This is a genomic window from Bradyrhizobium sp., assembly GCF_036009065.1.
Taxonomy (GTDB): Bacteria; Pseudomonadota; Alphaproteobacteria; order Rhizobiales; family Xanthobacteraceae; genus Bradyrhizobium.
This window is the reverse complement of the sequence record NZ_DASYMN010000027.1, coordinates 23,437-35,803: the sequence shown is the minus strand read 5'-3', so window position 1 is coordinate 35,803 and position 12,367 is coordinate 23,437. Positions and strand designations below refer to the sequence as shown.

Sequence of the window (12,367 nt, the reverse complement as noted above, 5' to 3'; positions counted from 1 at the left end):
TGCAAGCCGTGCGAACGATGTACTGGACCAGCATCGCATCGATGGCGAGGACGCATCATGAAATCGCCGGTCGTGAAACGGTCCATCGTGGTCGCCGGCCACAAGACCAGCGTCAGCCTCGAAGAGGCATTCTGGAACGGCGTGAAGGAAATCTCGGGCCTGCGCGACATGACGTTGTCCGAACTGGTGGGCGAGATCGACAGCAACCGCCAGCAGGGCAACCTGTCCTCGGCGATCCGGCTTTTCGTGCTGGATTACTTCCGGAGCCGCGCGATGCCGGCGGCGACGGATAAAACGCAACCGTGATCGGTTTCCGGGCGTGATAAATTCAGGTTGAAGCGGCTCCTCACCTCTCCCCGCAGGGGAGAGGTCGAAGCCGAAGCGCAGCGCAGGCTTCGGGTGAGGGGTCTCTCCACGCACTCGGACTTAGCGGACAGGCCCCTCACCCGCCGCGCATCTGACGATGCGCGTCGACCTCTCCCCTGCGGGGAGAGGTGAGCTGAGTGCCGGCCCGCAACGTCGGTCTGCTGTCCCCTCAAGCGCGGAGAGCTGACAGGACCTATCGCGGCATAGTCTGGACAGGCGGCGTCAGCACAAGCGGCGGTCGCGGCTTCGGCCTTACCGGTGGACCGGGTGCGGGCCGGATTTCAATCGGCGGCGGCAACGGTGCAACTTGCTGACTGACAACAGGGGCATGGGACAGCGGCGGCGCGACTGGTGGCGCGCTCACGCGAGGTTTCGGCGGGTAGCGGCGCGGGTCGCGACCGGGAACCTGGACTTCGGGTGTCCGCAGGTCAGGAAGCGCCGCGGCCGGATGCGTTTCCGCAGGAGGCTGCGCCATCGCGGGCGGTGGAATCGCCGCGGGCAATGCCGGCAGCGGCAGTTCGCCGCGCTCGATCGAATCCAGACGGCGGGTTTCGCGATCGATCGCCCGCACCGCCAGCCATGACGACAAGGCCGCGACATCTACGGTACGATCGAGAGCGTCGGGCGATCCCACAGCATAGACCTGAATTTCCGGACGGCTGGTCGCTGAACCGGCCGCGGTCGATGTGAGGGCAGCGCGAATGTCGGTTTGATCGGCCGACATATCGTAACCACCGGACACGATGGCGCGCGCGCCCTCGGCATCGAGCGTGGTCGCGCCGACGCGCAGCGCGCCATCCCTGATATTGAACGGAATCTGCGCCGACGCGACCGAGAGTACGCCACCTGACAGCACAGGCTCGACGATCTGCCGAAGTTTAACGTCATCGGTAGCTGTCCCATTGTCACTGGCGCGGACCGCGACCTCGAACGCCCTGGGATCAAGGCCCGCAATTCGCGCGGCCTCAAGCGTCAGCAAGCCGCTGCCGGACAACGCGCCGGCCAGCGCGGACGCGCTGCGGCCCTGGCTCGCCAGCGTCATCCGCATCGAGGCGCGGCCTGCCGGCATCGCCAGCGCGCGGTAACGCAGGGCCGAACCGTCGACACCCGAGAATTGCAGCCGCGCGTTCACGGCGAGGCCATTGACGGTCTGTTTCGCCTCGACAGCCGCCGTCGCTTCGCCGCCGCCGATCGCGCCCTTGAGATCGTCGAATGTTAGGGACTGGCCGTCGCCCCGGAGGACGCCGCTGACCGGGCGCACTTCGCCGCTGCCGGGCAACACGCCGCGCAGCGCCTGAAACGCGAGACGGCCGCGCCAACCTTGCAGCAAACCACGGCCGAGCGGCTCGCTCGCATCGTGACCCGCTGCGCCGAGTGCGAGAGCGAATGCCGATGCCAGATCGAGTGTGTCCATTCCGACTTCGCCATCCACGGCTTTTTCGTCACCGAGCTCGAGCGCAATGCGCCCGCGTATCCGCGAGCCGCCGACGACGCCGTCCAGGTCGTCGAAAGTCAGCTTGCTGCCCGCAAGGTTGAGGCGCGAGGACAGGCTGATACTTGCAGACGCGTTGGAGCGATTGAGATCGAACAGCGGCGCGAGGTTGGCGCGGAGAACCGAAAGATTGACGGCGGCGTTGGGCTGCGATGCCCATGGCTCCGCGGTGCCCTGCGCTTCGGCATCGAGCTGAGTGCCGGACAGCCTGGCTTTCAATCGCAGCGGGCCGCGCCACATGCCCGTCGCCGATCCTTCAAACTGAGCCGTGCCGTCTCCGGCCGCGATCGCGCGTTCCAGGCCCAGCAATGTCAGCAGCGACTGCCCCCGCGCCGACAATTTCGACTCGATGCCGATTTCGCTGCGCCCCAGCGCATCCAGATCGATTCCGCGCATCGCGGCGATGACAGGCGTCGCCGTCATCGTGGCGACGCCCTTGAAGTCAGGCGCGTCGAGATCGAGCACGGCATGCGCATTGGCACGATCGGCACGATCAGGGTTCCTGTCGAGCTCGAGCGACAGCTTCAGGCGTGCCGGGCCGGGCCGCACCGCCATCGCATTGAGCCGCACACCGATCGCGGGCGCAACCGGTGCGATCAAGCCCGTGAACTGCGCAAACGACGCCGCAATTGCATTTAGAGCGAGCTTGCCGGTTGCATTGGCGCGATCGAAGCTGCCGGCGCCTTCCATCATCACGCCGCCGGCGTCGCCGATTTTCAAATGATCCAGCAAGATCGTCTTCGGTCCGTAGCTCAGCTTCGCCACGAATGGACGCAATTCCTGGCCCGCAACTACGGCGCGACCGATATCCAGGGATAGCTGCGCCTCATCAGGCCATTCCGGCTCGGGGCCGGCAAGCGACCGCGTGAAAGCCGTTGCGGCCTCGAGGTCGAGACGATCCGCCTTCAGCGCCGCCTCGACGCGCGAGGCGCCGGCTGCGGTCCGATCTAAAACAGCGACGCGCCCTTCCAGGGCGCCGCCGTCAATCTCGGCCTTCAGTCCATCGATGGCGATGCGGTCCGAGGCCACCGTCAGATTGCCGTTGACGCGCAGCGGCTTTTGATTGCGATAGGCGATCTCGCTGCGGCCCTGCAGCCACCCGGCAAGCGTATTGGAATCGGTGGAGTCGACGCTGAGCGCGCCCTTGAAGCTGCCGGACGGGCCGGACGGCGCGATCTGGCCGTTGAGAGCCACGCGGGTGGCGCCCGGCGCGCGGAACTCCAGCCGGTCGATGGTCCACGCCTTGGGATCGCCGCGCAGATCCGCGCCGAAACTCTGCACCGGACGGCCCCCGAGCATGATCTGCTCGGCGCTGACTTCGATTTGTGTCGCAAGCAATGCCGGCGGGATCGCGGCGACAAGATTGCGCAACCCCGGCAGCAACCGCGTCGGCTCGGCCGCGCTGTTGTCCTTGCCGAGCAATTTATCCGCATCGAGTTGCCGCGCCGACAGCACGGCATGCAGCAGTGGCGACGCCCCGAACCGGACATCGGCGAGCCCTGCAAACTTCAGCGCGGTTTCGTCGAGCCCATAACTTGCCTCAAGCTGCTCGAGCCGCGCCATGGCCGGATCGGCCTTGAGCCTCGCCGACAGGCGCCACGGTGTCTGAGTTACGCCGCCAGCCTTAGGTTCGGCAGGACCGGCCAGTGTCACCGCGCCATCGAAACGCGGTGCGCGGCCCTCGAAGGTCAGCACGCCGTCGAGATCGACCGACAGCGCTCGCGTGCCGGGATCGACGGTAAGGTGCAGGCGCGTGCCGCCGCGGTCAGGACTTTGGCCGGACGACACGCGAAACGGATAGCGGGTCCCGGACAACAAGAAGTTGCCGTCGCCGCGGATCGACCCAGCCAGCGAACGTACATCGCCGCTGAAGGCAATGTCGTTCAATTCGAGCGCACCGCGGCTGGCGGCGTCATGCAGCGCAATGCGGCCGGTCAGGTTTAGCCGGTCGATTGCCAACGAGCCCAGATTGAACGTTCCCGTCGACACCGGCCAGTCGATACGGCCTTGCGCATCGAGGCCGAGATTGAGCGCCACGCCGTTGATGGTCAGTTCGGTGGCACGCCATTCGCCGCGCATCAGCGAACCGAGATTGAACTCCACATCCAGCTTGTCGGCCCGCACTTTGCCAAGATCGTTGGCAGCGCCCACCGCCACCGAGCGAAGCCGCAGCGACGGCGTCGGCAACAGCCGCGCGTCCAGCGCACCACCGACGCGAACCTGGGCACCGATGATCCGCGTCGCCTCCGCCTCGAACTGCGGCCGGAACTGGTTCCAGTCGATAAAGTACGGTCCGACCAGCGCGGCTATCAATGCAATGATAAAGGCAATCGCCAATCCGAGCAGCGTCGTCTGCACGGCGTCTCCTCTTGAATACTGTCCGGCGAGCAGCAAGGGCATCCACAACCGCGTAGGCGGGAACAATTGCCCGCCGCCGCGCTGAATCAATGCCGGAGCAGCGACATATATAGAGACAACTGTGGCGAAGTCACAGCGGCGCCACGGGACAGCCCACTCGGCACCATCACCAGGTGGCTGGCAAGGCTTTCAGGCCGCGCAGCACGAAGGTCGGCCGCCATTGCGGGTTCTCGGCATTGTCGAGCTTCAGATCCGGAAGGCGCCGCAGCAGGGTCGCGATGGCGACCTCCGCTTCGATGCGGGCCAACTGGGCGCCGAGGCAGAAGTGGATGCCGCCGCCGAACGACAGCGGACGTACATTGGGGCGGGTGATGTCGAGACGATCCGGCCGGTCCGGATAGACCGCCGGATCCCGGTTGGCGGAGCCGAGCAGGCAGAGCACGGGCTCGCCCTTTGGAATCCGCTTGCCGCCGAGGTCGTCGATGTCTTCCAGCGCCACCCGTCCGGTCATCTGGACCGAGGAATCGTAGCGCAGGAACTCCTCGACCGCATTGGTGATGAGGGCCGGATTAGCCTTCAGCAGCGCAAGCTGATCGGGATTGCGATGCAGCGCCAGCATGCCGTTTCCGATCAGGTTGACCGTGGTTTCGTGTCCCGCCCCGAACAGCAGGATGATGTTGCCGGTCAGCTCCTCGTTGGAAAGCTTGCTGCCCTCCTCTTCGGCCTGGACCAGTTGCGTGATCAGGTCGTCGCCGGGGCTACGCCGCCGTAACTCGAACAACTGCTGGAAATACGCCTGCGCTTCCAGATTGCCGGCATTGCCTTCATCGATTTCGGCGCGCGACAGCGGCACCGGATCAAGCAGTCGGCCGCCGTTGCGCGAGTTGGTATAAAATGTGTCGCGGTGTTGCTCGGGAATTCCGAGCATGTCGCAGATGATTGTCACCGGCAGCCGGAATGCAAAATCCTCGATCAGATCCATATGGCCGCGATCGAGGATGCGGTCGAGCGTTTCATCGACGACCTGCTGGATGCGCGGGCGCATGTCCTCAACCCTGCGCGCCGTAAAGGCCTTCACCACCAGACCGCGCAACCGCGTATGATCAGGCGGATCCTGTTGCAGCATCCAGTGCCGCATGTTGCGAAACACCGGCTCCTCCATGATCTCAGGTCCATAACGGCGCGATGAGCGCTCGACGAAATCCTTGCCGAAGCGCTTGTCGCGCAGAACCAGACTCACATCCGCATGCCGGCTCGCGACGTAGGCGCCAAAGGGCGTGAGATGCATCGGGTCCGTGGTTCGCAGCCGCTCATAGGACGGATAGGGATCTCGGATGTAATCCGGCGACAGCGGATTGAATAGCGGCTCGGTATTTGCGGTCTGAGCAAGCTCATTCATGTTGGCCTCGAGGCATGGGGTTATCCGCTCAGCGCCGATTAAACTCACAACCGGCGGGCTTCGCAAGGGATCGCAGATCTCAGCGCTGCGGCCAATGGTTCGGCACTACGAGGCAGCGCCGCTGCTGGCCGTGGCGGCGTGCGAGCGATGCAATTGGCCCGCCACCGCCCGAATCTTGCCGGGGGCCGCCAGCCAGATCGCGACTGCGGACAGTCCGCTCACCCCGATACCGATAACAAATGCGACAGTATAGTTGCCGTAAATGTCATGCAGGATACCCGTCACCAACGGACCTGCAGCCCCGCCGGCAAGGGCTGCCAGCATCAAGGTGCCGAAGATGCTGCCGAACTGCTTGCCTTCGAAGATCTCCAGCACCACCGCGCCCATGATCGACGTCAGGCCGTAGCCGAGCACGCCTTGGGCGGCGACCATCACGTAGAGCAGCGCCAGCGTCGGCACGTACGTCAGCGCGATCAGCGCCGCGAAGCAAATCGCAAATCCGATGCAGCTGAGGGCCCAAACCCATTCCCGGCCGATGCGATCGGAGACATGGCCGAGCACGATCTGGCCGGGTATGCCGAGCAGACTGACGAGGCCCAGCGCAAATGCGGCCACGCTTGGGTTGAAACCGATGTCGAGCAGATATTTGGTCTGATGAACCTGCACGGCGTACCAGATGTACAGTCCACAGAAGTAGCCGAGTGCGATCCACCAGAACGGCGCGGTTCGCATGGCGCGCGCCAGCGTCCAGTCGACAGCCACCCAGTCAGGATCGACGATATTGGAGACGGGGCGCGAGGATGCGCTCGGCGCTGCATCTCCATCGGGCTCGAGTCCAATGTCTTGCGGCCGCTTTCGCAGCAGCAGATTGATCGGCGCCAGCACGGCAAGAACCAGAATACCCATGGCCGTGCATGCGGTGCGCCATCCGGTTTGCTCGATCATCAGTTGCACCCAGGGCAGCATGATGATGGAGCCGATGCCGACGCCCGCGAACGCAATGCCGATCGCGAGCCCGCGCCGGCGCACGAACCAGTTGGGCAGGAACAGCGATTGGCCGGAGTAGCCCAGACAGACGCTGCCACCGCCCACCAGGACGCCGATGGTCAGGTAGAGATGCCATGGCTGTGTCGTCAGCGGCGCCAGCAGCATGCCGCCTCCCATCAGGACGACGCCAAGCTCCATGACCGCGCGAGGACCAAAACGGTCCATCATTCGGCCGATCAGCGGGCTCATCACCCCGGAGACCAGAAAGCCAAACGAAAAGGCCCCCGCCGTGATGCCGCGTTCCCAGCTGAACTCTTGGACGATCGGCGGAAACAGCAGCGAAAACGAGGTGCGGGCGGTCACGCCGATCGCCATGGTGACGAACGTCACCGCGACAATGATCCAGCCGTAAAAGAAGGGAAGCCGCATCGAGGAGCCTGTTATTGGCGTGTTGAGGTAGAGCGCGATAACGCCGACGATTCTGCGTGCCGCGCCGCAATTTGCGTCGAGAATTAGCTCGCGGGCAATATCTTGCCGGGATTGAAGATATTCTGCGGATCGAGCGCTCGCTTCAGCGCGCGCATGGCGTCGATGGCTTCAGGCCCCAGTTCCGCCTTCAGATATTTCTGCTTGCCCTGGCCGATGCCGTGCTCGCCGGTGCAGGTGCCGCCCATCGCCTGCGCGCGCTTGACGAGCCGATGCATGAAGTCGTCGCCGCGCGCCATCTCGTCAGCGTCGTCGACGTCGCACAACAACGAGCAATGGAAATTGCCGTCGCCGACATGTCCGACGATCGGCGACATCAGATTGAGGCGTTTCAGGTCTTCTTCGGTCTCCGCGACGCAATCGGCCAGCCGCGAAATCGGCACGCAAACGTCGGTAGCTACCACGCCGGACCCGGGACGCAGGCTCTTGACCGCCCAATAAGCGTCGTGCCGCGCCTGCCACAGTTTGGTGCGATCCTCGGGTCTGGTGGTCCAGGTAAAATCTCCGCCGCCGCACTCGCGCGCGATTTCGCCGAAGTTTTTCGACTGCTCGGCGACGTCGTTCTCGCTGCCATGGAATTCCAGCAGCAGCAGCGGCGTTTCCGGCAGCGAGAGCTTTGAATAGGAATTGCAGGCGCGGACCTGCGCGGCATTCAGCAATTCGATGCGCGCGACGGGAATCCCGGTCTGGATCGCCAGGATGGTGGCCTGGCAGGCACCCTGCACGCTTTCGAACGAACAGGACGCCGCGGCGATGGTTTCGGGAATGCCGCGCAGCTTGATGGTCAGCTCGGAGATGATCCCGAGCGTGCCTTCGGCGCCGACGAACAGATGGGTCAGGTCGTATCCGGCGGAAGATTTTTTGGCGCGCGTGCCGGTGGTAATGATCTCGCCGTCCCCGCGCACCACCTTCAGCGCCAGCACATTGTCGCGCATGGTGCCGTAGCGCACCGCGTTGGTGCCGGACGCCCGGGTTGAGGCCATGCCGCCGATCGAGGCATCGGCGCCGGGATCGATCGGAAAGAACAATCCGCGATCGCGCAAGTGCTCGTTCAGCGCCTTGCGGGTGACGCCGGGCTGGATCACGCAGTCCAGATCCTCGGCATGAACTTCGAGCACCTGGTTCATGTCCCGCAGATCGACGCAGACGCCGCCGGCCGGCGCGTTGACCTGCCCCTCCAGCGAGGTGCCGGTGCCGAACGCGATCACCGGTACGCGATGCGATGCGCAAATCCGCACCACATCCTGAATATCGGCGGTCTCCTGCGCCATCACCACGGCGTCGGGCGGCTGCGCCGCCAGCCATGTTGTGGTATGGGCGTGCTGGTCGCGCACCGCCTGCGAGGTCACCAGCCGGTTGCCGAACCGCGCGGCGAGCGCTTCAATGGTGCTCGCCAGCGCCTGCGGCTCCGGCCGCGCCAGATTATGCGGTATTGATAGATCCACTCAAGCTTCCTCCGGGCGCAAGGACCGTGGCAAAGGATGTATAACGGGTCAAGCGATCTGCGCAGATGAGGACCGGGAATGACGACTTCTCTCGCCGCCGACGATCTGGTTCGACCGGTGCCTTTCCTGGCCTCGGTGATGCAGATCGAGCCGCAATGGATCGACTATAACGGCCACCTCAACATGGCCTACTACAATGTGATGTTCGACCGCGCGATCGACGAACTATGGCTTAAGCTCGGCATCGGTCCGGCCTATATGAAGGCGCGCAACGGTTCGACCTTCACCGCCGAATGCCATGTCCGCTATATCAGGGAAATCAATCTTGGCGACCCGGTGCAGGTGTCTGTCCTGCTGGTCGAAGCCGACGAGAAGCGGCTGCACACATTCGAGGAGTTGCGCCACGCTACGGAGGGCTGGCTGTCGGCCACCTCGGAAAACATGACGATCCACATCGACATGTCGGCTCGGAAAACCGCGCCGTTTCCGCCGGATATTCGCGCCCGCATCGACGCGTTGGCGAATGCGCATCGCACCATTGCCCGGCCCGAGGGCATCGGCCGCAAGGTCGCGATGCCCTCGAAATAAGCATGATCCGGAAAAGTGGATGCCGGTTTTCCGAAGAAATCACGCTCCAAAGACACTTGCGCTAGACCCGGGTTCGGCCCCGCGCCAGGCCGACCACGGCCGAAATCAGGAACAGCACGACTGCGACAAAAAAGATGATCTTGGCGATTTCGATGGACGCGCCGGCGACGCCGCCAAAGCCCAGAATGCCTGCAATCAGTGCTACGATCAGAAACGTAACAACCCAGCCTAACATGACACGATCCTCTGCTTACCTTTTGTTCGACCCGACCGCGACCACGACATCGCGCGGATTGCAGGAATAATTCGCGCTTGGAACAAAAGTTCCGGGCGGTTCCGTCACCGCGCACCGCTCAAAATTGCGCGATAAAAAGGAACGACATCGATTGATCAGCGCCCGCCCGGCTCCGCCGCGTGCGGCGGGATAACTCCTGTAAATTGCCGGCCAACGCCTTATATGACGTTCAATCCTGCTATCAAGGCTCCCCTTCACGGCCCCGCGGTGCCATCGTGGGGGTAAGACGATTCGCATGACCGAGCCGAACAGACTGAGCCATCCCGGCGTCCCCGAGCACCAGCCCGCGGCTGGCGGCATTGCCGCGCGTGCACGCGCCACCGCGACGCCGCAATATCTCGCAGGACTCAATCCCGAGCAGCGCGAGGCGGTTGAGGCGCTGGACGGCCCGGTGCTGGTGCTGGCCGGCGCGGGCACCGGCAAGACGCGGGTGCTGACCTGCCGCATCGCGCACATTCTCAGCCAGGGCCGCGCCCGCCCCGGCGAAATCCTCTCTGTCACCTTCACCAACAAGGCCGCGCGCGAGATGAAGCTGCGGCTCGGCCAGATGCTGGGGCAAGCCGTGGAAGGCATGCCGTGGCTCGGCACCTTTCACTCCATCGGCGGCCGCATTCTGCGCACCCATGCCGAACTGGTGCAGTTGAAATCCAATTTCACCGTGCTGGATGTGGACGACCAGATCCGCCTGCTCAAGCAGTTGCTGCAGGCCGACAATATCGACGACAAGCGCTGGCCGGCGCGGATGCTGGCGGGGTTGATTGACGGCTGGAAGAATCGCGGCCTGACGCCCTCGCAGGTGCCGCCGGGCGAAGCCGCGGTGTTCGGCAACGGCAAGGGCGGCAAGCTGTACGCGGCCTATCAGGAACGCTTGAAGATTCTCAACGCCGCGGATTTCGGCGACCTGCTGCTGGAGAACATCCGGCTGTTCCGCGAGCATCCCGATGTGCTGCGGCAATATCAGAACCGCTTCAGGTTCATCCTGGTCGACGAATACCAGGACACCAACGTCGCGCAGTATCTGTGGCTGCGGCTGCTGGCGCAGGCGCCGTCGGTGAAGGCGGGCCCCGTCTCCACCTCTCCCCAACGGGGAGAGGTCGGCGAGCAAAGCGAGCCGGGTGAGGGGGAACGGTCGTCGTTGGCGCTCGAAGGCCCCTCACCCGCCCCGTCGCTGCGCGACGTGGCGACCTCTCCCCTGCGGGGAGAGGCGAAGGAAGTGCCCCACGCCAAGAACATCTGCTGCGTCGGCGACGACGACCAGTCGATCTATGGCTGGCGCGGCGCCGAAGTGGACAACATCCTGCGCTTCGACCACGATTTTCCCGGCGCGAAAGTGATCCGGCTGGAGCGCAACTACCGCTCCACCGGCCATATCCTCGCCGCCGCCTCGCATCTGATCGCGCATAATGAAGGCCGGCTCGGCAAGACCTTGCGTACCGAGGACGTCGACGGCGAGAAGGTCACCGTTACCGGCTCCTGGGATTCCGAGGAGGAAGCCCGCGCCATCGGCGAGGAGATCGAGCAGCTGCAGCGCGCGGGCCACAAGCTCAACGATGTCGCGATCCTGATGCGCGCCTCGTTCCAGATGCGCGAATTCGAGGATCGTTTCGTCACGCTCGGCCTGCCCTATCGGGTGATCGGCGGCCCGCGGTTCTACGAGCGCGCCGAAATCCGCGACGCGCTGGCGTATTTGCGCGTGATCAACTCGCCGGCCGACGACCTCGCCTTCGAACGCATCGTCAACGTGCCGAAGCGCGGACTTGGCGACGCTACCGTGCAGATGCTGCACGATATCGCCCGCAAGCGCCGCATGCCTCTCTCCGATGCAGCCGCCGCCGTGGTGGAGACCGACGAACTAAAACCGAAGGCACGCAGTTCGCTGCGCGCGCTGCTCGACAGTTTCGTGCGCTGGCGCGCGCAAAGCGAGGTCATGCCGCACACCGAACTGGCCGAAATCGTGCTGGACGAGAGCGGCTATACCGAGATGTGGCAGAAGGACCGCTCTGCCGACGCCGCGGGCCGGCTGGAAAACCTCAAAGAGCTGGTGCGCTCGATGGAGGAATTCGAGAACCTGCAGGGATTCCTCGAACACATCTCGCTGGTGATGGACCGCGACACCGGCGCCGATGCCGACGCGGTGTCGCTGATGACGCTGCATTCGGCGAAGGGCCTGGAATTCGACAACGTGTTCCTGCCGGGCTGGGAGGAAGGCCTGTTTCCGCATCAGCGCGCGCTGGACGAGCAGGGCCGCGCGGGCCTCGAGGAAGAGCGCCGCCTCGCCCATGTCGGGCTGACGCGGGCACGCCGCCGTGCAAAGCTCTATTTCGCCACCAACCGGCGGATTCGCGGCTCGTGGTCGACCACGATTCCGTCGCGCTTTCTCGATGAATTGCCGGCGGCGAATGTCGAGATCACGGAGTCCAAGGGTGGCTCCGGCTGGGGCGGAAGTAGCGGCTACGGCCCCTCGCGCTTCGACAATGTCGAATCGTTCGGCTCGAGCTACACGACGCCGGGCTGGCAGCGCGCCCAGGCCAACCGCGCCCGCGGCCAGGGACGCAATGGCGGCGGACAGGCCGGCGGCGGCTTTAATGAAAGCCAGTCGCCGTTTTCATCGCCGCGCGGCGACAACTGGTCGCGCAACAAGCGCGCGCCGATGACCATCGAAGGCGAGTTGGTCGCGAAATCCACTGGCACCACGTCGGAATTTTCGCTCGACGACCGCGTGTTTCACCAAAAATTCGGCTACGGCCAGGTGGTGAAGGTCGACGGCAACAAGCTCACCATCGCGTTCGAAAAGGCCGGCGAGAAAAAGGTGGTCGATAGTTTTGTGGAGCGAGTGTAGGGCTCCGCGCTCAACCGGCGCTAGGTGGGCGGCGTCAGGCCTCCGACGTATAAATTGACGGCAGGCTTGGAATGCTGGGGCTAGCAGTAATATTTCATGTTAGCCGACCTTG

8 protein-coding genes are annotated in these 12,367 nt (G+C 64.5%); 3 read left to right on the top strand and 5 right to left on the bottom strand.

Annotation, left to right across the window (positions count from 1 at the left end; genetic code table 11):
- Nucleotides 1–57: 57 nt before the first annotated feature.
- Nucleotides 58–306, top strand: a complete 249-nt coding sequence (locus VGP39_RS02185; RefSeq protein ID WP_327566470.1) for a ribbon-helix-helix domain-containing protein — start codon at nucleotides 58–60, stop codon at nucleotides 304–306.
- 253 nt (nucleotides 307–559) lie between these two features.
- On the opposite strand, the gene VGP39_RS02180 is transcribed toward VGP39_RS02185, so the two are convergent.
- The 4 genes from VGP39_RS02180 to VGP39_RS02165 all read right to left on the bottom strand — a co-directional run bounded on the left by VGP39_RS02180 (nucleotide 560) and on the right by VGP39_RS02165 (nucleotide 8,533).
- Nucleotides 560–4,216: an AsmA-like C-terminal region-containing protein gene (locus VGP39_RS02180; RefSeq protein ID WP_327566469.1), complete on the bottom strand. Its 3,657-nt coding sequence runs from the start codon at nucleotides 4,214–4,216 to the stop codon at nucleotides 560–562.
- Nucleotides 4,217–4,382: 166 nt separating this feature from the next.
- Nucleotides 4,383–5,615, bottom strand: a complete 1,233-nt coding sequence (locus VGP39_RS02175; RefSeq protein ID WP_327566468.1) for a cytochrome P450 — start codon at nucleotides 5,613–5,615, stop codon at nucleotides 4,383–4,385.
- A 105-nt stretch (nucleotides 5,616–5,720) separates the two neighbouring features.
- Nucleotides 5,721–7,031 (bottom strand): MFS transporter, encoded by a 1,311-nt coding sequence (locus VGP39_RS02170; protein WP_327566467.1) that lies wholly within the window; start codon nucleotides 7,029–7,031, stop codon nucleotides 5,721–5,723.
- 83 nt (nucleotides 7,032–7,114) lie between these two features.
- On the bottom strand, nucleotides 7,115–8,533 hold the full coding sequence (locus tag VGP39_RS02165; protein ID WP_327566466.1) for an FAD-binding oxidoreductase: 1,419 nt from the start codon (nucleotides 8,531–8,533) through the stop codon (nucleotides 7,115–7,117).
- 78 nt (nucleotides 8,534–8,611) lie between these two features.
- Between VGP39_RS02165 and VGP39_RS02160 the strand changes: the two genes are divergently transcribed.
- Entirely contained in the window at nucleotides 8,612–9,121 is a 510-nt protein-coding gene (locus VGP39_RS02160; RefSeq protein ID WP_327566465.1) for a thioesterase family protein, read from the top strand.
- Between the two features lie 61 nt (nucleotides 9,122–9,182).
- Here the strand turns inward: VGP39_RS02160 and VGP39_RS02155 are convergent, their stop codons facing one another.
- On the bottom strand, nucleotides 9,183–9,356 hold the full coding sequence (locus tag VGP39_RS02155; protein WP_327566464.1) for a DUF1328 domain-containing protein: 174 nt from the start codon (nucleotides 9,354–9,356) through the stop codon (nucleotides 9,183–9,185).
- A gap of 295 nt (nucleotides 9,357–9,651) precedes the next feature.
- On the opposite strand from VGP39_RS02155, the gene VGP39_RS02150 reads away from it, so the two are divergent.
- Nucleotides 9,652–12,255, top strand: coding sequence for an ATP-dependent helicase (locus VGP39_RS02150; RefSeq protein WP_327566463.1), 2,604 nt, complete (start codon nucleotides 9,652–9,654; stop codon nucleotides 12,253–12,255).
- The last annotated feature ends 112 nt before the right edge of the window (nucleotides 12,256–12,367 follow it).